General features: G+C 65.4%; 23 protein-coding genes. 15 read left to right on the top strand and 8 right to left on the bottom strand.

The features are described 5' to 3' along the window. The first annotated feature begins 169 nt into the window (after nt 1–169). Genes ACM9HJ_RS04860 through ACM9HJ_RS04840 form a run of 5 tightly spaced genes read left to right on the top strand, consistent with a single transcriptional unit; the run spans nt 170 to nt 4,441 of the window. Nucleotides 170–1,291 carry an FAD-dependent oxidoreductase gene (locus ACM9HJ_RS04860; protein ID WP_416570569.1) on the top strand — a complete coding sequence of 374 codons (1,122 nt, stop codon included), beginning with the start codon at nt 170–172 and terminating at the stop codon, nt 1,289–1,291. 12 nt (nt 1,292–1,303) lie between these two features. Further along, nucleotides 1,304–2,206, top strand: coding sequence for a VOC family protein (locus ACM9HJ_RS04855; RefSeq protein ID WP_416570568.1), 903 nt, complete (start codon nt 1,304–1,306; stop codon nt 2,204–2,206). Between the two features lie 3 nt (nt 2,207–2,209). Next, the gene (locus ACM9HJ_RS04850; protein WP_416570567.1) at nt 2,210–3,373 is read left to right on the top strand and encodes an alpha/beta hydrolase family protein; all 1,164 of its coding nucleotides are present in this window, start codon (nt 2,210–2,212) and stop codon (nt 3,371–3,373) included. Then, on the top strand, nt 3,370–3,663 hold the full coding sequence (locus ACM9HJ_RS04845; RefSeq protein WP_416570566.1) for a 2Fe-2S iron-sulfur cluster-binding protein: 294 nt from the start codon (nt 3,370–3,372) through the stop codon (nt 3,661–3,663). Before ACM9HJ_RS04850 ends, ACM9HJ_RS04845 begins: the two co-directional genes overlap by 4 nt. Before the next feature lie 4 nt (nt 3,664–3,667). Continuing rightward, nucleotides 3,668–4,441 carry a cyclase family protein gene (locus ACM9HJ_RS04840; RefSeq protein ID WP_416570565.1) on the top strand — a complete coding sequence of 258 codons (774 nt, stop codon included), beginning with the start codon at nt 3,668–3,670 and terminating at the stop codon, nt 4,439–4,441. Here ACM9HJ_RS04840 and ACM9HJ_RS04835 read toward each other — a convergent pair. Beyond that, a complete protein-coding gene (locus tag ACM9HJ_RS04835; RefSeq protein WP_416570564.1) occupies nt 4,438–5,349 on the bottom strand; it encodes an NAD-dependent epimerase/dehydratase family protein in 912 nt (303 codons plus the stop codon). The genes ACM9HJ_RS04840 and ACM9HJ_RS04835 overlap by 4 nt on opposite strands. An 11-nt stretch (nt 5,350–5,360) precedes the next feature. Further along, nucleotides 5,361–6,137: an SDR family NAD(P)-dependent oxidoreductase gene (locus ACM9HJ_RS04830; RefSeq protein ID WP_416570563.1), complete on the bottom strand. Its 777-nt coding sequence runs from the start codon at nt 6,135–6,137 to the stop codon at nt 5,361–5,363. Between the two features lie 116 nt (nt 6,138–6,253). Between ACM9HJ_RS04830 and ACM9HJ_RS04825 the strand changes: the two genes are divergently transcribed. The 4 genes from ACM9HJ_RS04825 (at nt 6,254) to ACM9HJ_RS04810 (ending at nt 11,311) form a co-directional block, all read left to right on the top strand. After that, nucleotides 6,254–7,168, top strand: a complete 915-nt coding sequence (locus ACM9HJ_RS04825; protein WP_416570562.1) for a LysR family transcriptional regulator — start codon at nt 6,254–6,256, stop codon at nt 7,166–7,168. A 251-nt stretch (nt 7,169–7,419) separates the two neighbouring features. After that, on the top strand, nt 7,420–9,654 hold the full coding sequence (locus tag ACM9HJ_RS04820; RefSeq protein WP_416570561.1) for a TonB-dependent receptor: 2,235 nt from the start codon (nt 7,420–7,422) through the stop codon (nt 9,652–9,654). An 11-nt stretch (nt 9,655–9,665) separates the two neighbouring features. Continuing rightward, nucleotides 9,666–10,832, top strand: a complete 1,167-nt coding sequence (locus tag ACM9HJ_RS04815) for an MFS transporter (protein WP_416570560.1) — start codon at nt 9,666–9,668, stop codon at nt 10,830–10,832. Beyond that, nucleotides 10,829–11,311 carry a cupin domain-containing protein gene (locus ACM9HJ_RS04810; RefSeq protein ID WP_416570559.1) on the top strand — a complete coding sequence of 161 codons (483 nt, stop codon included), beginning with the start codon at nt 10,829–10,831 and terminating at the stop codon, nt 11,309–11,311. Before ACM9HJ_RS04815 ends, ACM9HJ_RS04810 begins: the two co-directional genes overlap by 4 nt. A 6-nt stretch (nt 11,312–11,317) precedes the next feature. Here ACM9HJ_RS04810 and ACM9HJ_RS04805 read toward each other — a convergent pair whose 3' ends face one another. Then, the gene (locus ACM9HJ_RS04805) at nt 11,318–12,208 is read right to left on the bottom strand and encodes a MipA/OmpV family protein (protein ID WP_416570558.1); all 891 of its coding nucleotides are present in this window, start codon (nt 12,206–12,208) and stop codon (nt 11,318–11,320) included. Between the two features lie 157 nt (nt 12,209–12,365). Here ACM9HJ_RS04805 and ACM9HJ_RS04800 point away from each other — a divergent pair, with 157 nt between their 5' ends. Together ACM9HJ_RS04800 and ACM9HJ_RS04795 are read left to right on the top strand one after the other, a co-directional pair. Further along, nucleotides 12,366–13,817, top strand: a complete 1,452-nt coding sequence (locus ACM9HJ_RS04800; RefSeq protein ID WP_416570557.1) for a histidine kinase — start codon at nt 12,366–12,368, stop codon at nt 13,815–13,817. After that, nucleotides 13,814–14,473: a LuxR C-terminal-related transcriptional regulator gene (locus ACM9HJ_RS04795; protein WP_416570556.1), complete on the top strand. Its 660-nt coding sequence runs from the start codon at nt 13,814–13,816 to the stop codon at nt 14,471–14,473. Before ACM9HJ_RS04800 ends, ACM9HJ_RS04795 begins: the two co-directional genes overlap by 4 nt. 39 nt (nt 14,474–14,512) lie before the next feature. Here the strand turns inward: ACM9HJ_RS04795 and ACM9HJ_RS04790 are convergent, their stop codons facing one another. Beyond that, nucleotides 14,513–15,514, bottom strand: a complete 1,002-nt coding sequence (locus ACM9HJ_RS04790) for an ornithine cyclodeaminase family protein (RefSeq protein WP_416570555.1) — start codon at nt 15,512–15,514, stop codon at nt 14,513–14,515. A gap of 115 nt (nt 15,515–15,629) precedes the next feature. On the opposite strand from ACM9HJ_RS04790, the gene ACM9HJ_RS04785 reads away from it, so the two are divergent. Both ACM9HJ_RS04785 and ACM9HJ_RS04780 read left to right on the top strand, forming a co-directional pair. Beyond that, complete coding sequence (locus tag ACM9HJ_RS04785; RefSeq protein ID WP_416570554.1) at nt 15,630–16,355, top strand: TetR/AcrR family transcriptional regulator; 726 nt, start codon at nt 15,630–15,632, stop codon at nt 16,353–16,355. 141 nt (nt 16,356–16,496) lie between these two features. After that, entirely contained in the window at nt 16,497–17,192 is a 696-nt protein-coding gene (locus ACM9HJ_RS04780; RefSeq protein ID WP_416570553.1) for a TetR/AcrR family transcriptional regulator, read from the top strand. Between the two features lie 113 nt (nt 17,193–17,305). On the opposite strand, the gene ACM9HJ_RS04775 is transcribed toward ACM9HJ_RS04780, so the two are convergent. Next, entirely contained in the window at nt 17,306–18,130 is an 825-nt protein-coding gene (locus ACM9HJ_RS04775; protein WP_416570552.1) for a M55 family metallopeptidase, read from the bottom strand. Nucleotides 18,131–18,230: 100 nt separating this feature from the next. Between ACM9HJ_RS04775 and ACM9HJ_RS04770 the strand changes: the two genes are divergently transcribed. Then, on the top strand, nt 18,231–19,469 hold the full coding sequence (locus tag ACM9HJ_RS04770; protein ID WP_416570551.1) for an MFS transporter: 1,239 nt from the start codon (nt 18,231–18,233) through the stop codon (nt 19,467–19,469). Here the strand turns inward: ACM9HJ_RS04770 and ACM9HJ_RS04765 are convergent. Together ACM9HJ_RS04765 and ACM9HJ_RS04760 are read right to left on the bottom strand one after the other, a co-directional pair. Continuing rightward, nucleotides 19,466–21,271 (bottom strand): CocE/NonD family hydrolase, encoded by a 1,806-nt coding sequence (locus ACM9HJ_RS04765; protein ID WP_416570550.1) that lies wholly within the window; start codon nt 21,269–21,271, stop codon nt 19,466–19,468. The two genes, ACM9HJ_RS04770 and ACM9HJ_RS04765, sit on opposite strands and share 4 nt — an antisense overlap. Beyond that, on the bottom strand, nt 21,271–23,481 hold the full coding sequence (locus ACM9HJ_RS04760) for a TonB-dependent receptor (protein ID WP_416570549.1): 2,211 nt from the start codon (nt 23,479–23,481) through the stop codon (nt 21,271–21,273). Before ACM9HJ_RS04760 ends, ACM9HJ_RS04765 begins: the two co-directional genes overlap by 1 nt. A 138-nt stretch (nt 23,482–23,619) precedes the next feature. Between ACM9HJ_RS04760 and ACM9HJ_RS04755 the strand changes: the two genes are divergently transcribed. After that, nucleotides 23,620–25,191: a peptide ABC transporter substrate-binding protein gene (locus ACM9HJ_RS04755; RefSeq protein ID WP_416570548.1), complete on the top strand. Its 1,572-nt coding sequence runs from the start codon at nt 23,620–23,622 to the stop codon at nt 25,189–25,191. A 334-nt stretch (nt 25,192–25,525) separates the two neighbouring features. On the opposite strand, the gene ACM9HJ_RS04750 is transcribed toward ACM9HJ_RS04755, so the two are convergent. Beyond that, nucleotides 25,526–25,993, bottom strand: a complete 468-nt coding sequence (locus ACM9HJ_RS04750; RefSeq protein ID WP_416570547.1) for a MaoC family dehydratase — start codon at nt 25,991–25,993, stop codon at nt 25,526–25,528. Nucleotides 25,994–26,002: the final 9 nt, after the last annotated feature.

Below are 26,002 nucleotides of genomic sequence, written 5' to 3'. Positions count from 1 at the left end.
TAGTATCAGTACAAACGCCTTTGGTGATTTGTTCGCACGCCGTATCGTTGCTGACATGGCGTTCCGCGACGGCGGCGGCCACCACCCATTCCCAGAATAACGATCCGCCGTTCTGTCGGCGGGCGAGGCGGGCTGCCGTTTGATTACGGCGGTCCGGGAGGAAATCATTGTGCCCTTGATCCGCAATGCGCTTGTCGTCGGCGGCGGCATCGCCGGCATGTCGGCCGCCCTGGTCCTGTCCCGCCTTGGGATTGAGATCGATCTGGTGGACCAGGACCCGGACTGGCGGGTCTATGGCGCCGGCATCTCCATCACCGGCCCGACCCTGCGGGCGTTCCAGCATCTTGGCATCTTGGAGGATTTCCGCCAGCACGGCTATTGCGCGTCGGACACCCGTCTGTTTACGCCACAGGGCCACCCGATCGGGGAGATCGCCACGCCGCCCCTGGCCGCCGACCTGCCGGCCGGCGGCGGCATCATGCGCCCGATCCTGCATGAGATGCTGGCCAGCCGGACCCGTACTGCGGCAGCTGACATCCGGTTGGGTGTCACCGTGGACAGCCTGACCGAGGATGCGGAGGGCGTGGATGTGCAGTTCAGCGACGGGCGCGAAGGCCGTTACGATCTGGTCATCGGGGCCGACGGCATCTATTCGCGCATGCGCACCCTGCTGTTTCCCGAGGCACCCCGGCCGCGTTTCACCGGCCAAGCCTGCTGGCGCATCACCGTGCCCCGCCCGCCGCAGGTGACGGGGGTGGAGATGTATCTGGGCGCCCCCATCAAGGCCGGGGTGAACCCATGTGCCGCCGACAAGATGTATCTGTTCGCGCTGGAGAGCATTGCCCCCAACACCCGGCATACGCCGGCCGACCTGCCCGATCTGCTGCGCCAGCGCCTGTCCGGCTTCGGTGGCGCCATCGCCTTCGTGCGCGATCAGATCACCGATGACAGCATCATCAATTTCCGGCCGCTGGAGGCGCTGCTGCTGCCCGGCCCCTGGCATACCGGCCGGACCATCCTGATCGGCGACGCCGCCCATGCCACCACCCCGCATCTGGCCAGCGGGGCCGGCATGGCCATGGAGGATGCGGTGGTGCTGGGCGCGGAACTGGCCGCCGCCGACAGCCTGCCTGCAGCACTAAGTGCCTTCATGGCAAGGCGTTTCGACCGGGCCGCCCTGGTCGTCAACAATTCCGTCCGCCTGGGCGAGATCGAACAGAGCGGCGTCCATAGCGAGGAACATCCCCGCCTGATGAATGCCACCATGGCCGCCCTGGCCCAACCGCTTTGAGGAGACCCTGAAATGAACCGCGTTACCGATATCCGCTATGTCGGCTATGCCGTGCCCGACCTGGAGACCGAACGCACCTTCTACCGCGACAAATGGGGTCTGCGCGAGGTGGCGGCCCGGGATGGATTGGTCTATCTGGCGGCCGAAGGCTCGCCGGAACTCTATGTCGTCCGCCTGCGCGCGTCGGAAACCAAGCGCGTGGACGTGATCGCCCTGGCGGCAGAGACCAATGCCGATGTGGATGCGCTGCATGACAAGGTGGTGGAAGCCGGTTGTCGCGTGATCTTCACGCCCAGGGAATTGACCGGTTTTGGCGGCGGTTACGGCTTCCGCTTCTTCGGCAAGGATGGGTTGAGCTTCGAGATATCCGCCGGCGTGGAACGCGGCCCGTCGCGCGACGTGGCCGCCAAGGAGGCGCTGCCGGAAAAGATCAGCCATATCGTCATGCACTCGCCCGATCACAAAGGGGCCGTGGATTTCTTCGTCAATGTCCTGGGCTTCCGCGTGTCGGACTGGCTGGGCGATTTCATGTGCTTCCTGCGCTGCAATGAATGGCACCACCGGGTCGCCATCCTGCCCGGCCCGCCCTGCCTGAACCATGTCGCCTATGACATGGCCGACATGGACGCGATGATGCGCGGCGTGGGTAAGCTGAAGCGCCAGGAGGTGGAACTGCGCTGGGGCCCCGGCCGCCACACGGCCGGCAACAACACGTTCAGCTATTTCACCACGCCCGCCGGCTTCGCCGTGGAATACACGGCCGAACTGGAGCGGGTGGACGAGGCGACCTGGGTGGCCGGCGTGCATGTGCCGACCCCGGAGACCATGGACCAGTGGGGTGCCGGCAGCGGCGGCCCGCAGACCATGCCGCATCCCGTCCCCGATGCCGGCCTGTTCCAGGCGGCGGAGGTCTGATCCATGGCACTTTTCCAGTATTTCCCGAACAATTACATCTGGAACCTGTCGGTCAATATCGCCATCGAAAGCGGTGCGCGGGTCGGCGAGATCGAGGATATGTGCCGCCCCTTGCTGGAGGCGGCGGCCCGTGGCGAGGATGCCGGCACCGGTGCCTTCCTGGCGCAGTGGGTCGCCATGGGCGACAAGCTGGTGGCGTTGGCGGCGGAGGATGAGGCGCGGGGACGCGCCCTGTCCGCCGGGGCCAAATTGCAGCGTGCCTCGCTCTACTACATCACGGCCGAGCGTATGCAGGGCCATGGCCATCCGGGCCGGGAGGAGACGTTCGCCAAGGGCCAGGACAGTTTCCGCAAGGGCGTGGTCCTGGCACGCGAGAACTGCACCCGTGTCGAAATCCCCTTTGGCGACAGTTTCATCCCCGGCCTGTTCACCAAGGCCGAGGGCGTGGACGGCCCAGCGCCGTGCGTGCTGTATGTGAACGGGTTGGACAGCAGCAAGGAACTGCTGTTCTGGTCCTGGCTGCCGCATGCGCTGGCCCGGCGCGGCATATCCACCCTGTGCATCGACCAGCCGGGCACGGGCGAGGCGCTGCGCGCCAACCATCTCTATGCCACGCATGAGACGGAGCGCTGGGCCACGCCGGTATTCGACTGGCTGGCAGCCCGTCCGGACGTGATCGCCGACCGCATCGGCATGGTCGGCATCTCGCTGGGCGGCTATTTCACCCCGCGCGCGGTCGCGTTCGAGCCGCGCTTCGCGTCCGGTGCCGTCTGGGGTGCCAACCATGATTGGCGGGAAGTGCAGCAGAAGCGCCTGAACCGGGAAGGGGAGAACCCCGTGCCGCATTACTGGGCCCATGTCAGCTGGGTGTTCGGTGCCAAGGACATGGATGATTTCTTCGCCAAGGCGGAGGGCATGCATCTGAACGGCATGCTGGACCGGATCAAGGTGCCCTTCCTGGTCACCCATGGCGCCAAGGACCGGCAGATCTCCGTCGATTATGCCCACCAGACCTATGACCAGCTGGTCAATTCCCCCAAGCGCGAGTTGAAGATCTTCACCGACCGCGAGGGCGGGGTGGAACATGTCGGGGCCGACAATATGTCGTTCGGCCGCGACTATATCGCCGACTGGTTCGCCGATACGCTGGGCGGGCGGACGGCGTGAATGTCACACTGCAACTGGTGGGGGAGGTGCGGGACATCCCCGTCGCTCCCGGCCAGTCCCTGATGCAGGCAATCGCCACACAGGGCCGTGACGCGATCACGGCCCTGTGTGGCGGTTGCTGTATCTGCGGCACCTGCCGTGTGCGTGTATTGGATGGCGATCCGGGACCGATGGGTGAGGGCGAGGCGCATCTGCGCCGTCAGCTCGACATCACCGATCCCGCCATCCGCCTGTCCTGCCAGATGCGCCCCGGTTCCTGCCTGCGCGTCGCTGTTATCCACCCGAGGTGACCCTATGCCCCGCATCATCGACCTGTCCGTGCATCTGGAAAACGACGTCCCGGCCGACCCGCCCTTCATGCGGCCCAAGATCCGCTATGCGTCCCATCAGGAGGGGGCGGAGGAATATTGCCGGATGTTTCCCGGCCTGAAGGCCGAACAGCTTCCCGATGGCGAGGGGCCGGCGGCGGAATGGGTGGAAATCTCCACCCATAACGGCACCCACATGGACGCGCCCTGGCACTATCACTCCACGATGGATGGTGGCAAACGCGCCATCACCATTGATGAGGTGCCGCTGGACTGGTGCTTCCGCCCCGGCGTGAAGCTGGATTTCCGGCATCTGCCGGATGGGCATGTCGTCACGGCGGCCGAGGTGGAAGCCGAACTGGCCCGCATCGGCCATGTGCTGCAGCCCCTGGACATCGTGCTGGTCAATACCACCGCCGGGGCCGCCTATGGCACGCCGGAATTCCTGGCCAAGGGCTGCGGCATGGGGCGGGAGGCGACGCTGTACCTGGTGGAACGCGGTGTGCGGGTGACGGGCATCGATGGCTGGAGCTGGGATGCGCCGTTCCCGCATACCGCCGCCCGGTTCAAGGAGACGGGTGACGCTTCCCTGATCTGGGAAGGGCATTATGTCGGCAAGGATGTCGGCTATTGCCACATGGAGAAGCTGGCCAATCTGGAGACGCTGCCGGCAACGGGGTTCACGGTTGCGTGCTTCCCGGTGAAGGTCCGCGCCGCGTCGGCGGGATGGACGCGGGCGGTTGCCATCATGGCGGATTAAAGCCCCAGCGACGCCGTGATCAGCCGGTCCACGTCACCATCATGGCGGAAACCGGCTACCAGCGCGCAGTCGGCCTGTATGGGCGGCTGCCGGCCGAACCGTGCCTCGACCATCGCGTCGGGGGCGTAGGTGATATCCACCGCACCGAACCGGTTTTCCAGGGCCGATACCAGTTCGCCCATGGTCAGGCGCAGCACGGGTGGCAGCCAGACGCGCCTGTCGGCCTTCAAACCGGCCGCATGCAGCAGATTGTCCACGCAGCAGGAAACCGACATCCACCAGCAGACGGCACCCGCCGATACCGGCACGCATACCGGTTGCCCCCGTGCTGCCGCCCACATGACATCGCTCATGAAGGCGGAGATCAGGCCCGACGGCGTCGGCGGGCGGGCGACGATGCCAGGCAGGCGCAAACTGTGTCCGTCGATGAAGCCGCGCCGGCTGTAATCCGTCACCAGCAGTTCCGCCGCCAGTTTCTGCGCGCCATAGGACAGGGTGGGGGCTGTGGGCGTGTCGTCATCCACGACATCCGGCAGCGGATCACCATAGACGGCGACACTGCTGGCGAAGACCAGCCGGGCGGGTTTGGCCTGCAGCCGCAAGGCTTGCAGCAGGCCGATGGTGCCCTGCAGGTTGACCGACAGGCCCAGATCGAATTCCCGCTCCGCCAGCCCGCCTGGAATGCTGGCCAGATGGAAGACCATATCCGCACCGCCATCCACCACCCCGGCCCAGATACCGGGATCGGCGATGCTGCCGGCCACCTGTCGCACACGCGGATCGGTGGCCGCCTCGGCAAAGCGCTGATCGACCAGGGTCAGCCGGTCGAAGGCAAGGGCACCGTCCAGCAGGCGGCGGACAAGATGGCTGCCGACAAACCCGTCGGCGCCGGTGACCAGGATATGCATCTTATGCCTCGTCAATTGCCGTCGGTGATCAGCGTGCCGCCATCGACGACGATGTTCTGCCCCGTCACGAAGCCACCGGCGGGCGATGCCAGCATCAGGGCCACGCCGGCGACTTCTGCCACCTCGCCCGGCCGCCTTAGCGGTGTCATGGCCATGCGCTTTTCCATGAAGGCAGGATTGGCCAGCAGGTCACGCGCCAGATCGGTGCGGATGAAGCCGGGGGAGATGGCGTTGACCCGGATGTTGGATGGTCCCCATTCCACGGCCAGATTGCGGGCCAGCTGCGCATTGGCGGCCTTGGACAGCCCATAGAGCCCCAGCGCCTTGTTCCCGCGCAGCCCGGCGATCGACGACATGATGATGACACTGCCCCCACCAGCATCCGCCATGCCGGGCAGCACCAGTCCGGTCAGCCACAGCACGCTTTGCAGGTTGATACTCATCGTCGCCTGCCAGTCGGTGTCGCTGGCCGTGGCGATGGGACCGGCATGCGGCGCCACTCCGGCGTTGCAGACCAGGATGTCCAGCCGACCCACCCGCTCCACCATCGCCGCCAGGGCCACACGGTCGGTCACGTCGCAGGCGATGGCCTGCACCGCCAGGCCCTGGGTGCGCAGATCAACCGAAACCGCCTCACCGGCCGCTTCATCCTCGCAGCAGATCCAGACGCTGGCCCCATGTTTGGCCAAGGCCGTGGCGATGCCCAGCCCCAGGCCGCGTTGCCCGCCGGTGACCAGGGCGGTTCTGCCCGACAGGTCGAACAGGCGGCCATAATCGGTCGCGTCCATGGGGCCTCAACTCCGCTTCTTTCGATGCGGGCACGTTAAGGGCTCGACCTCCATCGCCAAAATCGTATTTATGGAGGCGAACTATCGGCCTGGCCGATGGATTGGGGGGATGAAAGATGCGGTTCCAGAAGCTGGACCTGAACCTGCTGGTCGTGCTGGACGTGCTGCTGGAGGAACGCAGCGTGTCGCGCGCCGCCCATCGCCTGAACCTCAGCCAGTCGGCGGTCAGCGGCAATCTGGCCCGGCTGCGCGAATTTTTCGATGATGACATCCTGGCCCAGATCGGGCGGTCCATGGTGCCCACGCCGCTGGCCGAAAGCCTGGCGGTGCCGGTGCGCGATATCCTGATGCAGATCCAGTCCACCATCGAGACCAAGCCCAGCTTCGACCCCGCCACCGCCACCCGCACCATCCGCATGCACGCGTCGGATTACGTGACGGAGGTGCTTCTGGCCCGCGTCATCCGCGAGGCGCGGCGCCTGGCCCCCGGCATCAAGGTGGAGATCGACGGGATGGACGATCTGGTGCTGGAGCGGCTGTCGCGCGGCCAGGTGGATTTCCTGGTCACGCCCGACAATTTCACCCATCCCGATCATCCCAAGGAGATGCTGTTCACCGACACCCATGTCGTGGTGACCTGGAAGGACAATACCAAGCTGGGCGATACGATCAGTTTCGAGCAGTATATGGAAATGGGCCATGTGCTGGTGCGTTTCGGCATGAAACGCGCGCCCAGCTTCGATCAATGGTTCCTGGACCGCTATGGCTACAGCCGCAATGCCGAGCTGTTCGTGGCTGATTTCACCACCGTGCCCAACATGCTGATCGGCACCGACCTGGTGGCCACGATGCATGAGCGTCTGGCCAGGCTTTATGTGGACAGGCTGCCGCTGCGCATCCTGCCGCTGCCCATCGAATTTCCCGTCCTGACGGAGATGGTGCAATGGCACCGGCATTTCCAGCGCGACCCGGCCCTGGTCTGGTTCCGGGGCCTGATGCGGCGCTGTGCGGCCGAACAGGATGCCGGGTGAACTATTGGTCGGGGCGATAGGTCGGATCGTGAAATACGATTTCGCCGATGCATTTGCGGCTGTTATGGTTCCATCAGCAAAGAAAATTTGACCGGTCCATAGGCCGGCGATCGGGGAGATGCCGGCCAACGGCCGGGGGAGCAGAAACCGCTTCCATATCCAGATGAATGACAGGCCGCCTTTATTTGGCGGCACTGAACCCGTCCGCCTGCCTTCCGGGAACTTCAAGAAGAACCAGGGAGGAAACCATCATGCGCGCCACCTTGCTGTTGACCACAGCCCTTCTGTCCGCCGTCACGGCCAGCGCCCAGAGCGCCGATCAGGGCATGCTGGAGGAAATCATCGTCACCGCCCAGCGCCGGTCGGAGAATTTGCAGAAGGTGGCCGTGGCCGTGTCGGCCATCGGTGCCGCCGATCTGGTCAATGCCGGGGTGACGGAGGCCGCCAGCCTGACGCGGCTGGTCCCGGCCCTGGTGGTGCAGCCGGCGGGCGGGTCCAATACCGGCTTCTACCTGCGCGGCGTCGGCTCGCTGGGTCCCAATTCCTTTGCGGAGAATGCCATCGCCTTCAATTATGGCGGCGTCTATATCGGCCGGCCCACGGCCCCGGTCGGCGCCTTCTTCGATCTGGCGCGGGTGGAGGTGGTGAAGGGGCCACAGGGCACGCTTTATGGCCGCAACGCCACCGGTGGTGCGGTGAACGTCATCCCCAACCGCCCGGACAATGGCGGCACGAAGGGCGAGGTGGGGCTGGAGATCGGCAATTACCAGCACCGCAAGCTGACCGGCATGCTGAATGCTCCCGTCAGCGATACCCTGACCCTGCGCATCGCCGGGCAATTGGTGGATCGCGACGGCTATCTGTCCGACGGGTATGATGACGAGGAAGGGGAGGCCGGCCGTGCGTCCCTGCTGTGGGAGCCGGTGGAACGGGTCAGCCTGCTGCTGACCGGTGATTATTATCACCAGGGCGGCAAGGGCGTGGGTTCCGTGCTGGTGCCGGGCAGCCTGACGCCCACCGCCCCCGCCGTGGGCGACCGCATCGGCGGGTCGGAGGCGGCCAGCATTGCGGAGTTGCGCACCCGCTTCGCCGGTCTGGTCAATTCCGGTCTGGTGGTGCCGCCTGAGGATGACGGCTTCATCGACAGTGAATTCTGGGGCGTGTCGGCGACGCTGGATTACAGCTTCGATGCCGGCACCCTGACGGTGCTGCCAGCCTACCGCGACAGCCGGCCGGACTTCGTCATGTACAGCCCCGGCTTCCAGGGCACGGTGCAGGAAGTGTCCAAGCAAAGCTCCCTGGAGGTGCGGTTCGCGTCCGACGATGCGCAGGCTTTCCGCTATGTCCTGGGCGGTTTCTGGTTCAAGGACAAGATGGACGCCTATAACAGCTTCTTCCAGGGCGGGCTGTCGACGACGACCTTCATGCCCAACCTGGAAACCACCAGCAAGGCGGTGTTCGGCCAGGGCACTTACGACCTGCAGCCCGGTTTCCGTCTGGTGGCCGGCGTCCGCTACACCCATGAGAACAAGCAGCAGGCCACACCGGTGCGCCAGAGCAGTGCCGCCAATCCCAACCCGCCCTATCTGCTGGCCACGGGGGATGAGAATTTCGAGAGTGTGACCTGGAAAGGCGGGGTGGAGTTCGATGCCGGCCCGCAATCCCTGCTCTATGCCAATGTCGCCACCGGCTTCAAGGCGGGCGGCTTCTTCGCCGCCGTGCGCAACAACAGTTTCGATCCGGAGAAGCTGACGGCCTATACGGTCGGGTCGAAGAACCGCTTCCTGGACAACCGGTTGCAACTGAACGCCGAAGCCTTCTGGTGGGACTATAAGGACCAGCAGGTGGGCTATATCGGGCCGGTGGAAACGGCACCCGGCGTGTTCACCCAGGCGGCGGTAACGGCCAATGTCGGTCAGGCCCGGATGGTGGGTGCGGAGATCGAGGCGCAGTTCCGCCCGACCCCGGCCGATGAATTCGGCGTGAACCTTCAGTACATGGACACCAAATATAACAGCTTCGTCTATACGGCCATTTCCGCCGCCGGCGCGCCGCTGCCCAGCGGTTGCAGCGTCACGCCCAATACCTCGCTGCCTGTGGCGGCACCCGCCCGGCTGTTCACCATCGACTGTTCGGGCAAGCCGGCGGTGAATGCGCCGAAATGGTCGCTGAACCTGACCTACAGCCACAGTTTCACCCTGTCGCCCGACCATGATCTGGTGCTGGGGGCCCGCAGCCGCATCGAAAGCGGGCGGTTCCTGTCCATCGATTATCGCCCGGAACAGCATCAGGGCGGCTACATGACGTCCGACGCCTGGCTGACGCTGGATGCCCCGGGTCAGGGCTGGTCGCTGACGGCCTTCGTGAACAATATCGAAGACAAGGATATCTACTCCACCTCCTTCACCCGGCCAATCCTGAACGTCGTCTATAACGGCCTGCGTCCGCCCCGCACCTATGGGCTGCGCGGTTCGGTCAGCTTCTGATGGGTGCGGGGATGGAAAGCGCACAAAAGGCGGGTTTGGCACAGGGTCTGGCGCTGCTGCTGCCCTGTACATCGGCGGTGATGGGTATTCTGTTGCTGGTGCCCGTCGCACCGCAGATCAGTGCGGCCTTCGCCCATGTTCCGGGGGTGGAATTCCTGGTGCCGGTGCTGCTGACCCTGCCGGGTCTGTGCATCGCGCTGTTCTCCCCCGTCGCCGGGCTGTTGGGTGACCGGTTCGGGCGGCGCCGGCTGCTGATCATCGCCATGCTGGCCTATGGGCTGGCCGGCATGGCGCCGATGATGCTGGACGATCTGCATCAGATCCTGGCCAGCCGTGTGCTGGTCGGCATCTGCGAGGCCTTGATCCTGACACTCAGCACCACCTTGATTGGCGATCTGTTCGACGGGCGGACGCGGGAGCGCTTTCTGTCGTCGCAGACGGCGGTGGCGTCGGTTTCCGCCCTGCTGTTCCTGGCGCTGGGCGGATTGCTGGGCCGGCAGGGATGGCAGGCGCCGTTCCTGGTCTATGGCCTGTGCTGGCCCATGGCGCTGGCGGTGCTGCTGCTGGTGCGGGAACCGGCACGGGTAGAACGATCCATGCCGGGCTGGTCGCTGCTGCCGGGCCGTCACATGGCGCTGACCTGCGGGGCCACGGTGCTGGCCGCCATCCTGTTCTACACGATCCAGATCAATGTCGGCACGGTGCTGCCCGGCTTCGGCGTCACCGATCCCGGCCGCATCGGCCTGCTGTCGGCCCTGGCCAGCATCGGCACGCCGCTGGGCAGCCTGATCTTCTGGGCCCTGGCCAGACGCGATGTGCGCCTGCTGCTGGCCGGCGAATTCGCCTTGATGGCGGCCGCTTTCGTCGCCATGGGCAACGCGCCCGACGAAGGCTGGTTCATCGCGGCGGCCTTTGTCGGGCAGATCGCCGCCGGCCTGCTGCTGCCCACATTGCTGACCTGGACCATGTCGGCCCTGGCGTTCGAGGTGCGAGGCAGGGGGACCGGCCTGTGGCAATCCAGCTTCGCCATCGGCCAGTTCCTGTCAGCCCTGGTGGTGCCGGCGCTGGCCCTGCGTATGGGGGCGGTGATCGACACGTTGCCGCTGATCGGTGCCGGTTCCCTGCTGGTGGCCGGCATCGCTCTTATCCTGTTCATCCGTGTCCGGAGTTCCCGATGACCCCGTCCTTTCGCCGTATCGTCACCGATCACAATGACGATGGCATCTCCATCATCCGTGCCGTCGACACGTTGACCCCCAGCCTGATCGACAGCGGCGATGCGGCCTTCCAACTGGTCTGGGCCACACCGACCGTCCCGGCCGATCTGAATGACGGGACCGACGGCATGCTGGCCGCCGGCAAGACGCTGCATGGCGGGTCGGTGATCCGCATCGTGGACATGCTGCCGGGCAAGGCGTCACCCCTGCACCGATCCTATTCCATCGATTACGGCATCGTGCTGTCGGGCGTGCTCGAACTGGAACTGGATGACGGGTCGGTGACGCCGCTGGCGGCCGGGGATATCGTGGTGCAGCGGGCCACCAACCATCTCTGGCGCAACCCGTCACCAACCGAAATCTGCCGTATCGCCTTCATCCTGATCGAAGCGAAGCCGGTGACGGCTGGCGGCCGGGTGCTGCCGGAAATCCACCCGTAAGCCGTTCTAGAAACCGAACTCGTATGTGAGGCGCAGGCCGCCCATCATCTGGTTCTTCCGGCCGCGTTCGCGGACGAGGGGGGAATCCGCCGCCTCGCTGCCCAGACGGTCATATCGGGCCATCAGGCCCAGCGACAGGCTGTCGGTCACGGGCATCATGGCGAACGCGCCAAGCCCGTATGACACCAGACCGGCATCGGCCGTGTACCGGTCCAATCCGGAATTGGCCGACTGGGTCCTGCTGATGCCGAAATATGCATTGTTGTACTTGGCATTGGCGAAGGTGGCACGGGGACCGATCGCGTAAATCACCGGTGGGCCGAACCCGTCCAGCATACCCATGTAGCTGATGGCGACCTCCCCCGTCAGGCCCTTGTGCCCACCCACACCCTGGCGAAGTTCCGCCGTATAGCTGACCGGATCGAAATTATATTCGACGAAGCCGCCCAGTTCGACCGTTCCATCGACATCGCCCAGCCCGCGCAGGGCCTTGGTTTTCTTGCCGGCGATGCGGAAGGGGTTGTCGTCATCCTCGGTACGGCCGAAATCATACTTCATGATCGGGCCGGCCCGCCATCCGTCATTGTTGATCAGGTTGTAACCCACCCCGTCGAACAGCGACGCGAAGAATTCGTCCCGATATTCCAGCTTGATATCGGGCAGCACCATGGCCTGGTAATCCTTGGAACCGGCGAAGGCGGGCATGTAGAGGGTGGCAATGCCGGCGGAAAGTTTCCAATCATTTGCTGATGTCGGCCCATCCAGAGGGGATGTGAATTCCCCTTCCGGAGCAGGGGAGAGGCTATCCGCAGCCTGGGCGATCGTGGCGGCGATGAGGACGAGACCTGCCGCCAGCGGGATGGAACGCAGGAAAACAGAGGCTTTGTGACCGGTCATGAACGAAGGCTCCAGGGCTTCGGGTTGATACCTGGCGCCCGATCCTATGGGCTTTTCCTGGCCGCACATCCGCCGTAAGGAGGAGGCGGTTTTCGATCTGTCCTTTATCCTGCTGAAGATCGGATGGCGAAATCCGGCTGGCGGGAAGGGTGGATGGATGAGGAACTGGCCTGATTATCTTCCGGCTTTCACACGGCGTTTATGGTTCCAACTGGCTGTCAGCTACACGTTGCTTGCCTTCTGCGCCATGACGCTGCTGATCGTCACCCTGTACGGCATCAATGATTACAGGGATTTTCACAAGGCCGTGACGCTTGTGAATGTCGAACAGCGCGTGGCCGGTGAAAGGCTGGCCGTGGCACAGGCGATCCGCGATCCCGGCAATGCCGGATGGCGGGACAAGGCGGTCAACAGCATCCGCGAGAAACTGCTCAATATCGAGCATGGCGATGGCGCCTCTATCTATCGCATCGCCAATTCCAGCCGGCCCGAAGTCTATATCCGGATCGAGGATGGGCAGGGGCGTGCATTGTTGTCCGACCCCGCCATTCTGCCCGAACAGGTGGCCCCCCTGTTCGCTGCGCGCAGCAAGATGCCCGTCGACGCGGATGGCGCCGCCTGGCTGGCGGATAACGGGCCGATCTGGGTGGAGATGCCCATCCAGGATGCCGATGGCGGGAACATGGGCCGCCTGTTGGTCCTCTACATCGCCGAATTCGATATCTGGATCCAGATCCGCAGCATCGTGGAATTCCTGCTGAGTGCTATCGGAGCCGTCATCCTGCTTTCTGTGCCCATTGGCATTGCCTGTGGTCTGGTGGCTGCCCGCTATGTGACGCGGCAACTGGGCCGGATGAACGAGGTGACGGAAAGCTGGCGGCGGGGAAATTTCCAGGTGCGCATCGCACTGCCCAACGATGACGTGTTGATCCGCCACAGCCAGCACCTGAACGACATGGCGCAGGATCTGGCCCTATCCCTCAGCCTGAAGCAGGACCTCGCCGTAACGGATGAACGCAACCGCATGGCGCGGGAACTGCACGACACGGTGAAGCAGAAACTATTCGCCCTGGGCCTGCAACTGGCGGCGGCCAGGGCACAGCCGGCGGTGATGGAGGCGGCGCGCGAACAGATGCTTGAAGCGGAGACGATCACCCGCGAGGCCCAGCACGACCTCATGCAGATCATCACCCAGCTGCGCCCGTCGGGAACCAGTGACACCTCGCTTCACGACCGCATGCGTATCATCGTTGATGATTTCCGCCGCCGTTTCACCGTGACCATCGAGTTGAACCATTGCGGCCCCATCCAATCCGGCAACGCCCATACGGAGCATCAGGTGCTGCGCATCGTGCAGGAGGCGCTGATGAACGCCGTGCGGCACGGCAAGGCGGCGAAGATCGTCATCGCCGGCAGGATCAATGGCGACACGACCCTGCTGACAGTCACCGACAATGGTGTCGGTTTCGATACCGGCCGGAAATCGGACGGGTTCGGCATCATCTCCATGCGCGACCGGACCCGCGACCTGCCGCGCGGGACATTTGCCATGGAAAGCGCCATCGGTGTGGGAACACAGGTCAGGCTGTCATGGAAGAATGGGGCATGACCGACAAGATCACCCTTATCCTGGCCGACGACCATGCCATGGTCCGCAAGGGATTGATCGCCTTCCTGGCCACCGCCCCGGACATCGCGGTGATGGCCGCCGCCACCTGCGGTGTGGAAGCGGTATCCGCCGCGATGCGGCATGCGCCTGACATAGTGCTGCTGGACCTGTTCATGCCCGACCAGCCGGCGGCGGAGACGGTGCGCCAGATCAGGCAGGTCAGTCCGCGCAGCCAGATCATCATCGTCACCTCGCATGAGGGGGAGGAGCATGTGGCGCCCATGACCCAGGCCGGCGCCATCTCCTACCTTCTGAAGGACACGACGCCGGAGGACCTTGTCCGTGCCGTGCGCCGGGCGGCGGTGGGGGAAAGCACGCTGAGCCCCCGTATCGCCAAGGCGATGATGACCATGGTCACGCGCAAGCGGGGCGGGAAGGAGGGGGCGGCCCCGCTGCACGGGGACCTGACCGATCGGGAGATGGAGGTTCTGCAATGCATTGCGGGCGGCCTGTCCAACATGGATATCGCTATGCGCCTCACCATCTCGGAAAAGACGGTCAAGTCCCATGTCAGCAATATCCTGGGCAAGCTGTACCTGACCGATCGGACGCAGGCCGCCGTCTATGCCTGGCGTGAAGGCATCGTGAAGGAATGAGGATGGCGGCGGGGAGGCGAAGGCTCCCCGCCGTTTCCCTTACAGCCTGATCGACTGCACCAGCCCGCTGTCCCGCGCCGCCGGATCGTTCAGCGCTTTGTTCAGCAGATGCTGGGCGGCCACCAGATCCTGCGCGACGATGCCCACCGACTTGTAAAGGGTGATGTCGCGCGCGTCGCCCCGGCCGGGGGCCAGCCCCTCCAGCACGTCGCCGGTACCGCCGATGATGTGGTTCTCATCGATCAGCCCCCGGGCCAGGGCGTCCTGGTAATCGCCGGCCAGCGCCAGGGTGGAGGGCTTGTAATCCACGTAGAAGCGGCTGCGGACCACGGTTTCGGCGTCGATCTCCCGGTTCTGCGGGAAGCTGGACCCGACGATGTTCAGATGACACCCCTCCGGCACCCAGGCGCCCTGCAGGATCGGTTCGCGCGAAGCGGTGGTGGTGCAGATGATGTCGGCCTTGGCCACGGCTTCCTGCACGCTGGCGGCCGGTTCCATATCGATGCCGTGCTTTTCCGACAGGCGGCGGCAGAAATCGGCGGCCTTGTCGGGCGACCGACCCCAGACCGCGACATGGCTGATCGGGCGCACCACCAGCATGGCGGCGACATGCTGTTCGGCCTGTTCGCCATAGCCCAGCACGGCCAGACGGGTGGCATCCGGCCGCGACAGCAGGCGGGTGGCCAGCGCGCTGGCGGCGGCGGTGCGGATGGCGGTAATGGCGCCACCATCGAAAATGCCGACCAGGGCGCCATGCACCGCCTCGAACAGCAGCACCAGGCCGCGATGCGACGGCAGCCCGACATTGAAATTGCCGGGGAAGACGCTGACCACCTTGATGCCGAACGCTTCCGGTTCATCGATCCAGCCGGGCATCATCGACAGAAGATTGCCGGGCAGGGGCAGGTCCAGGCGGCTGCGCGGCGGCTGGCGCGTGCCGCCGCGGGCCGTGCGCGCCATGCCATGGGCCACGGCATCGATACATTCATCCATGGGCAGCAGCGTTTCGACCGCGTGCCGGTCCAGCACGATGATGGACATGGGGTTATCTCCTTAATCTGCGATGTAGGGGGAACTGGTTGCGCGCGGGTGCGCGTCCTGTCGGCATTTTCCAACCGACATTGGAATCAAATTCATTTATTCTGGTGCTGTCGGCATGGTGCCGGATGGTGGGGGAAGCGTGACGACAAGGCCCAGACGCAACGCCGTGCAGCGGGACCCGGGCCTGCCCCGGACCCGCAAGGGGCTGGAGACGCGGGAACGGCTGATCGATGCGGCGACCAGCATGGTCAACCGCCTGGGCTATCAGGATCTGCGGCTGGCCGACATCGCGGCCGAAGCCGACGTGCCGTCCAGCCTGATCTACCGCTATTTCAAGGGCAAGCCGCAGATCGTGCTGGCGGCCCTGACCCGGTTGCGCGACGAGGTGCAGGATGTGCTGGCGGCGGACAGTGCCGGCGCCGCCTTCGACCGCATCCTGGACAAGAACCGGCGGATCATCGACCTCTATGCCCGCAATCCCGGCCTGCTGCGCTGCATCATCGCCTTCGGCGGGGATGAGCCGGAATTCCAGCAATTGTTCCGCGAGATGTCGCAGCGCTGGAACCAGGCGGTCGCCCGCTCCATCGCGCGGCAATTCCCCGACCTGACGCTGGGGGAGGGGGAGCGGCTGATGCTGGCCCATGCGCTGTGCAGCATGGTCGACAATTTCGTCTATGAATGCCTGGTGCTGCGCAGCCCGCTGCTGGCCCCCGTCTTCGCCGAGGACCGGGACGATATGGCGCTGTTCGTGTCGCTGCTCTGGCATCGCGCGCTCTATCTGTGCGATCCGCCGACGGATCGCCTGGGCCGGTTCGCCGGCCTGACCGGCTTCCATCTCTAAAGGATCCACGCTGTCGGGAACGGCGGCGATGACATCATAAAATGATATTGAAAACAAGTTCATTTTATTGGAGCGGAACTAGGCAGGCAAAGGCAAGGGGTGGTAGGCTGGCACCCGCAACAATCACCGCACGGATATTCGATGTCGCAGGGGGAGAGTAGTGCGGCCGTCACCAACCGGGGGGCGCGCAGCCGTCAACGCATCAAGGAAGCCTGCGCCCAGGTGCTGGAGCGTGAAGGCTACCGGGCGCTGCGCGTCGTGGATGTGGCGGCGGAGGCGGATGTGCCCATCTCGCTGCTGTACCACTATTATCCGGACCTGGAGAGCCTGGCCATGGAAGTGCTGCAGGAGGCGGTCACCGACATGATGGAACGGCTGCGCCTGTCCATGGCGCAGGAGGGACGGCAGCGCGGGGTGGACGGGTTCGATCCGTTGCAGCGCGCGACCGAGGTGCTGGCACGGCAATATGCCGAACGGCCGGGCATCATGCGCAGCCTGTTGCAGCTGGAGGATTCCGAACCCCGCTTCGCCGCCTTCTATCAGGAGGTGAGTGCGGCGTGGAGCCAGCGCGTGGCGGCCAATACCCAGCGCCGCTTCGCCGATGCCGGGGTCGACCCGGCCCTGCATGTGGCCCTGGCCCATACGCTGGGCGGCATGGTGGACCGGGCGCTGTTCGACCTTTACGTCCAGCCCGTGCCCGATCTGGCGGACGCGGGCCGGGACCCGGCGCGCATTGCGCGGTTCCTGTCGATCCTGTGGTACCGCATCGTGTTCCTGGCCAACCCACCCGGCGATCAGTTGGGCGATTTCCAAGGCATGTCCGGCCTGAAAGCATAATTGCCGTAGGTCAGGTCGAGGCGTTAGCCGAGCCCTGACATTCATTGGCACCGTCGCTTGTAAGGGCTCGCCTTCGGCTCGACCTGACCTACGGTTCCCCCTCGCCACCGGTTTCAGGGCACCGGTGTGTAGCTGGTGATGAATTTCAGCGTCCGGGCCAGGGCCGGCGCATCCTCGGCCGTGAAACCGATGGTTACCGCGTCCAGCCGGGTGAAGCAGGGCAGATAGGCCAGCAGTTCCGCGTTCCAGTGGTTCTTGAACTGGACTTCCACCGCCAGGGGCGTGACCGGTTGCAGCGGTTCGATGCCGGCCGCCTTGGTCACGGCATCGGCGGCGGCGGCCTTGATGCGTCGCCTTGCCTCGGCCGGCATCAGGCTGCGGGCCGACAGACGGCCATAGGCGTATTTCGTGGCCACGGTCTCCACACCCGGCCCTAGCAATTCGCGCGCATGCTGGCAGGTGAAGTCATCACCCGTGACCAGCGTGACCGGAACCCCGAAATGGCCGGCGATGGCGGCATTCACGCTGATTTCCGACGCAGGATTCCCGTTCAGCCGCAGGCCGGCGATGGTTAGGCCTGCAAATGTATGGGCCAGCACGCCGTCGGCGTGATGCACGCCCGTATGGTGGCCGATCATCAGGCAGGCGGCGAACGGCCCCGTTTCGATCCCCTGCATCATGGCCAGGGGGCGCGGCCAGGACCGCACCACCTGTACCTGATCGGGCAGCCCGTCCAGCAGCAGGTTCTGCGCCTCGCCATGGCTGTCGGCGATGACGATCTCCGTGGCGCCGGCATCCATGGCGCCCTCGCACGCGGCGGCGACCTCCGCCGTCATCCATTCCCGCGCCTGCTGATATTCGAAGCCGCTGATCGCCGTCTGCTGGCGGGTGACGACGCCCGCCACCCCCTCGATATCGGCGCAGATGAAGACGCGCATGTTGCTTCGCTCCCGGCTGGTTGACAGAAAATGAAATAGTATTCAATTTCTTCTTTGGCAAGTCCGGGAATGATACCGGGCTTTGCGGGGAGAGAGAAACATGGACCTTGGGGAGGGTAAGCGGCGGGGTCGTGCGCTGATCGCGGCCTATGCGGCGGGGTCGCTGGGCACGGGCGTGCTGTCCACCGTGCCAGCGGTGCTGCTGCTTTATTACTGCACCCAGACGCTGGGGCTGGCGCCGGGCCTGATCGGGCTGGCGCTGCTGCTGGCCAAGGGCTGGGCGATTGTCTGGGACCCGCTGGTCGGGCTGTGGGCGGATCGCACCGGGCGGCGGCGCACCTTCCTGCTGGTGGGGGCGGTCGGTGCGTCGGCCTGTTTCGCGGCCTTGTTCCAGGCGCCGATGGCCGGTGCCTTCGTCTGGGTTGCCGGTTTCTATCTGGCGCTGACCTGCTTCAACGGGCTGTTCGCCGTGCCCTATGTCGGGATGCCGGCCTTGATGGAGGCGGATGCCGGACGGCGGTCGCGGCTGGTCGCGGCGCGCATGGTGTTCTCCCTGTCCGGTGTGCTGGCCGGGGCGGCCCTGGCGCCGACCCTGGTGGCGTGGTTCGGGGGTGATCGGCCGGGCTATGGTGCCATGGCGCTGGCCATGGGTGGCTTCTGCCTGCTGGCGATGCTGCTGCCCTTGCTGGGTTTGGGCGGGATTGCGGCAAGTGGCGGGGGAGGGGCAGCGTCCCTGGCCGGGTCGCTGCTCCAGGCCTGGGCCAGCCGGCGCTTCCGGGCGCTGGCCATCGCCTATCTGCTGCAGATGGCGGCGGCCAGCGGTTCCACCGCGGCATTGCCCTATCTGGCCGCCCGCCTGTCGGGGCAGGGGGAGGCGGCGATCGGTGTCGCCATGGGCGTGATGCTGGGGTCGACGGTGCTGGCCACGCCCATCTGGGCTGTGGTGGGGCGCAGGGTCGGTGAAGGGCGCGCGGCCCTGGCCGGGGCCGGGCTTTATGCCTTGCTGCTGGTCCTGCTGGGGCTGGCCGGCCTGTTGGGCCTGGGCTGGGGCTTGATGCTGGGGCTGCTGTCGCTGTGCGGTGTGGCGTTCGCGGCCTTGCAGGTGCTGCCCTTCACCCTGCTGGCCGGGCTGACGCGGGCAGAGGGCGGATCGGCGGTCGGCGTGTTCACCGGCGTGTGGACGGCGGTGGAAAAGCTGGGGCTGGCGGCCGGCCCCATGCTGCTGGGCCTCACCCTGCAAATGGCGGGAGAGGCCCAGGTGACGGGGGCCGGCCTATTCATGCTGCTGGTGCCGCCGGTGCTGCTGGCGGGGTCGATGGTGTTTATCCGGCGCTGCTAATCCCGCCAGGGACGCAGATCCACCGTGACCCGGCTGGCATTCGCCGGCCCGGTCTGCACGGTGAACACCTCCTCCTTGCCCTCTGAATAGCGGCGGAAGATTTTGGCGTCGCCACCGGCGATGGAAAGGCGCAGGCGGTGGCCGCGCTTGATCAGGGCGGCCGTCGGAAACAGGGCGAAGCGCACCTCCATCGCCTCTCCCGGTATCACCTGAAGGGCGTCGGCCCGGCGGAAGGAATGCGGGGCCGATCCCTGGTCATAGGGCAGGCTGGCCGGGTCCGCCGGCTTGCGATGCACGGCGCGCAGCATGCCCTCCGTCAGATAGGTGACGCGCCCGTCCGGCGCCACATCCTCCAGATAGGCGAAGAAGGCCGGGTCGGCGGTGGCGCTGGCCACATGCAGGGTGACGCTGGGCGTGCCGGCCAGTTCCATGTCCGCCTCGAAGGGCGGGCTGTTGAAACTCAGCAGCTTTTCCCCCTCCGCCCGCCGGTCGGGATAGGCCGGCGGGGTGCCGAACTGTGTGGACCAGCGGGTGGCGTCGCCGGTCGTGGCGGTGAAATCCACCTTGTGGGCGATGCTGCCAGAGGGTGCCGGTGTGGCCGACAGGGCGCCGCCGGGGGCCAGATGGAAGTTGGTCTCCCGCGTGCCGGCCGGCGGCCAGATATCGGTGTCGCGGAACCGGCCGGTGCCCATCACGTAATAATGGATCATCCGGTCGGGCTTGCCGCCCTGTCGCACCTTCTCCGTGAAGGCCAGGTTCTGGGCGAACTGCATCTCCATATCGGGCAGCGGCTCGCGCCGTTCGGGGAGGAAGGGATCGGCGCCGACATCATGCTGGTGGCTGTTGGCGGTGATCCACACCTCCATCGGCACGTCCGGGGCGGAACGGTAGCGGGCCAGCGCCGCCTCCGCCGTGCCGCCATCGACCCAGGAACCCCAATATTGCACTGGCTTGCGCTGTTGCCGGATGGCGTCCAGGGCCGATGCCGGAGAGGAATTGAACAGGCTGTGCCCGTTCCGGCCGGGATCGTCGCGGAAGGGGGCATCCATGTAATCGCCGGGCGCCCAGCGTTCCCGCCCGGTCACGGCCTGGCGCATCAGGCGATATCCATCATCGCCATCCACCGGCTGCAGGGCGGGGAACAGTTTGGGGCAGTCGGCAAGGTCTGCCACGCAATCCCAATCCTCCCGCCCCGCGCGGCCGGTATCGATGCGCTGGGTGAAGCCACCCCATTCGGACAGGAACCAGTCGTTGGATACGCCCCCCGGCATGAACAGATGCAGATAGGCATCGAAATCCGTCTGCCTGGGCATGGCCCCCTTCAGGGCCGGCGCGGGGCTGGCCGTGGACCAGTCAGCCGTGTCGGCCATGTAGGAGACGCCATGGGTGAACACCTCCCCGCTGGACCAGGGGCGGGTGGCCAGATGGGCGATGATCTCCGCCATATCGGCCTGTTCATCCGGCCCGATATCCACAAGCCGGGACCCGAAGGAGGCGGTGGAACCGCGCGTATCGATGATGGCGACGACATAGCCGGCCTTGCGCCAGCGCCCGTAATCGGGGTTGGACAGATAGACCCCGGCGCGGCCATAGCGCGTCTGCACCAGCAGCACCGGCGCCTTGCCGGCCGGCGGGGTGCCGTCGGGATAATAAAGGCTGAGCGCCAGCCGCACCCCGTCGCGCATGGACAGGTAATAGGATTGGTCACTCCAGCCATCGGGTTTGGCATCGGGCACGGCGATGCCTAGAAGGGCACCGCCCGCCACGCCGGCGATGATCGCGTTGCGCAGGCGTCCGCTCATCAGAAATCCACCCGCAGTTCGACGCCATAGGTCCGGGGATCGCCCAGCATCACCAGCTTCTGCCCGACCTCATCGGTATTATAAAGGTCGAACAGGCGGGTGTGGTAGCGGACATCGGTCAGGTTCTTGCCCCACAAGGCTAGCCGCCAGCCATTGTCCGCCGCCAGGGTGACGCGGGCATTCAGCAGCCGGTGGGCACCGACGCGCCCGTCGGCCTGATTGTCCAGCGACAGGTAGGACGGGCCGCGCGCCACCACCTCGCCCAGGAAGGACAGATCGCCCAGGCCGGTCAGCGGTACGGTATATTCGGCGAACAGGGTGGCGGTATAGCTGGGCGATTGCGGCACCTTGTTCAGGCGGATGGGCTGGGCCGGCGGGCGGGCCGGGATCGTGCCCTCGTCGAATTCCGCCTGCTGGATCGAGGCGTTGAAGCCGATCCACAGGGGCTGGACGGGCCGTGCATTCACCTCGATCTCGATGCCCTTGGAATGGGCGGCACCGGCATTGCTGATGACGGGATCGTAGAGCGGGGTGCGCGGGTCGTCCTGGGTGATCTGGATATCCTTCCAGTCCATGTAGAACAGGGCGATGTTGGCGGTGACGCGGCGGTCGAACAGATCGGACTTCAACCCCAGCTCATAATTCCACAAGCTTTCCGGGGCGAAGGCGATGCCGTCGGCGTCGCCCAGCGCGTCGTTGTAACCGCCGCTCTTGAAGCCGGAACTGACCGTGGCATAGGCCATCACATCGCCATCGAAGCGGTAGCGGGCATTGATGGTGGGCGTCAGGCGCGTCCAACTGTCCGATCCCTGCAATTGCGAGGTGCCGCCCAGCAGGTTGATCGGATCATCCTGGGCGTAATCGATCTTCTTTTTATCGCGGGTCAGGCGGGTGCCGGCGGTGGCGTCGAACTTGTCGGTGGCCTTCCAGGTCAGGCTGGCGAAGCCGGCCAGGCTGGTGGTCTTCATCTTCGCATCCGACCCGGTGACCAGACCCGCCAGTTCCGGCGCCCCCAGCAGGGTGGCCAGATCGGACCCGACCTCCACGAAGCTCTGATTGCGGGCGACCTGGCGGTAATAATAGACACCGGTCATCCAGTCGAAAACCTCCCCCTCCCGGCCCAGGCGCAGTTCCTGGGAGAAGCGGTCGACCTTTTCCGGATCGCCATCATAGAGGAACTTCACCGGCGAGCGGTCGGTGTCGGCGCGGCTGTAATAATCGTGCCAGCGGTAAGACGTGATGCTGGTCAGGTCCAGATCATCGAAACTGGTATCCAACCGGGCCGCGAAGCCATAGGCGTCCAGCGTTTCCTTGTTGGGATCGTCCAGCAGGATGCGGCGGTCGCCGGGATCGGTATTGCGGTCGTATCCGAACAGATCGATGACGTTGGGCAGGGTGGTGGCGTTGTTGTAGCGCAAGGTCTCATAGGCCAGCGGCCGCTGATCGACATTGCGGTATTCGCCCGTCAGCAGCAGGTCGGTATCCGGCCCCAGCGTGACGGCCACCTGTCCGCGCAGGCTGAGCGAGCCCTGGGTGTTGGCGTCGCGGTTCAGGAAGATGTTTTCCATGGTGCCGTCGCGCCGTTCGCGCAGCACCGACAGCTTGGCGGCCACCGCCTCGCTGATCCCACCCGACACCGACGCGCCCAGGCGCAGGTAATCGTAATTGCCGTACTGAGCCTGAACCGAGGCTTCGGGGTCCTGGGTTGGGCGCTTGGTGGTCAGGCTGACCACGCCGCCGATGGTGTTGCGCCCGAACAAAGTGCCCTGCGGCCCGCGCAGCACCTCCACCCGTTCGATATCATACAGGTCCAGGTTGGCCCCCGCCCCCTGGCCGACGAACACCTCATCCACATAATAGCCGACGGCGGGGTCGGAACCGGCGGAGCCCGCACCGCCGATGACCCCGCGCAGGGTGGTGGGCGACAGTTTCACATCGCCGAAATCGCCGTACTGAAGGCCCGGCGTGCGCTTGGCCACGTCGGCAATGTCCTCGATCCCCAGCCGTTCCATGGAAACGGCGGTGAAGGCGGTGACGGAAACGGGGGTCTCCTGGATATTCTCCTGCCGCTTGCGGGCGGTGACGATGATCTCTTCCAGCATGATCTCGCCGTCCGCCGCATCCTGGGCGTGGCTGGCCCCCGTGATGCCCTGAAGCAATCCCAGAAGGCTGACCAGGACCGTACGCCGGCCTGGGGACCTGAACCACATGAAGACCTCCGATTTATGAAATTGAAAGCAACTTCACTATTGAAACATCGGCCCGATGGTGTGTCAATAAGGGCTGTCGGCCGGACCCTTGCGGAAATCGCGAAACGGTCCCGCCGGAACCGATGCGGGAGGGGTTTCATGCGCGTTGTGACCATGGGCATGCTGGCGGCACTGGGCCTGGCGGCTCCTGCTGCGACGGGGGCGGAGGTGCTGCGGCTGGGCAATGGGCCGGACATCTCCACCCTGGACTGGCAAAAGGCATCCACCGTGTTCGAGGTGCGGGTGGCCAATGATCTGTGCGAGGGGCTGCTGGCCTATGGCGCGTCGGGGGAGGCCACTCCGGGCGTGGCGTCGGACTGGAACGTTTCGGCCGATGGGCTGACCTACACATTCAAGCTGCGGCCCGATGCACGCTGGTCGGACGGCAGTGCGGTGACGGCGGCGGATTTCGTGGCCGGCTGGCGCCGGCTTGTCACACCATCCACGGCAGCGGCCACGGCCGACCGGCTGCTGAATGTGGAGAATGCCCAGGCCATTTTGCAGGGCAAAGCCGATCCGGCAACGCTGGGCGTTGCGGCACCGGAAGCGCATACCTTCACCGTGCGCCTGTCGCGCCGGCAGGCGGATTTCGCCGCCTACCTGCCGCAACATATGCTGTGCCCGGTGCACCGGCCCAGCCTGGAGAAGGGGACCAACGCCCCACCGCTGCCCATCTCCAACGGTGCCTATGTGGCCGTGGCGCGGGAGCCGCAGGCGCTGGTCCGGTTGCAGAAGAACCCCTATTTCTGGGATGCTGCATCGGTGCCCACCGAAACCGTGGAATATCATGTCACGGAGGACCAGCAGACGGAGTTCAAGCGCTTCCGCACCGGCGATCTGCACATGACGGTTTCCGTGCCGCCGGGGCAGCTCGATGCCGTGCGGGCGGAATGGGGGGACGCGCTGATGGTCTATCCCAGCGCCGGGGTGCTGTATCTCAGCCCCAACCTGACGCGCGAGCCATGGAGCGTGCAGGTCAAGCTGCGACAGGCCATCAGCCTGGCCATTGATCGGGAAACCCTATCGCAGAAGGTGCTGCGCAGCGGGGAGATCGCGGCTTATAATTTCGTGCCCTCGGGCATTCCAGGCTATACGCAGCCGGTTCTGTCCTGGGCCAAACAGACCCAGGCGGAACGCGACGCCAAGGCGCGGCAGCTTCTGGCCGAAGCCGGCTACGGCAAGGACAAGCCGCTGGTGATCGAGATCCTGCATCCCACCGGTGACCGGTTCCGCCAGATCAACATCGCCGTGGCCGCCATGCTGAAGCAGAAGCTGGGCGTCACCGCCAATCTGCGCAACGAGGAAACCAAGTCGGTCGTGGCGCATCTGCGGGCGCGGGATTATCCCGATCTGGCACTGAACGGCTGGAATTCCGACCTGCCCGTCACCTATCTGGAACTGCTGGACGGAGAACGCGGCGGCTTTGGGCCGGGGTACCGCAACCCCACCTTCGGCCGGCTGCTGGAGGAAGCACGCCAACAGCCGGGCCTGGCGCAGATGTATGCGAAGCTGGGGGAGGCGGAACGGCTGGCCATGGAGGAGGCGCCGGTGATCCCTTTGTTGCAGGTGTCGCGCAAGCTGCTGGTTTCGCCACGTTTGCAGGGGATGAAGCCGGCACCAGGCACGGTGACGCCGGCACGGTTCCTGAAACTGCTGCCGGCGAAGCCGTAATTGGGCTCCCCCTTGCTTGTGTGGATGGTATGGGACAATGCTCTGCGTTACCATCCACGCAGGAGCGGGGGGGGGGGTGAAGATGCGGAATATTGAACGTTTGGCCAGCATTCGTGCCCGCATAACAAAGGCGGACGCCGACCCGCGCCCTTCTCTGACAGAATGAGCGCTTGGCGAGATCGCTGGCTGCACGCACGGACCAGGAGCGCTAGCTTTGGCAGAAGGATAAGTTAGCACCGCTCCGCTTGTGCTGACACTTCTACAATGCCCTTGGGCACCTTCATTGCCATTCTTTCTACCGTCACCCCGGCAGCTCAGACTTTCCGCATTTCCCTTAATCCTCCCGCACCAGCACGCCCAGCCATTCCGCCACGATGGCCGGCTGGTCGGAACCCTCGATCTCGATGGTGCAGTTGTTGGTGATCAGCATGCCGAGTGCATGTTCCTTCACCTCCGCCAGCACCATGCGCAGCCGGATGCGCGATCCGACATGCACGGGGGAGACGAAGCGCATGCGGTTCAACCCGTAATTCAGCTGGTACTTCGATCCCCTGGGCAGGCCGATATCATTGGCCAGATGGGTCAGCATGCCCAGCGTCAGGAAGCCGAAGACGATGGTACCGCCGAACGGCCCCTCGCGCCTTGCCCAGTCGGGATCGATATGCAGCGGGTCGGGATCGCGGGTGGCGCGGGCGAACAGGTCGTTATCCTCCTGGCCCAGCGTGATCCAGCGGGATACACCCAACTCCATGCCGATCAGGTCCGGCAACTGGTCCATATGCGGGCGGGCATTCTCGGTCATTGTTGTTTT

This window comes from Niveispirillum sp. KHB5.9, from assembly GCF_048066115.1.
GTDB lineage: Bacteria > Pseudomonadota > Alphaproteobacteria > Azospirillales > Azospirillaceae > Niveispirillum.
Note: the sequence above shows the minus strand (reverse complement) of the source record. Positions and strands in the feature narration are given on the sequence as shown.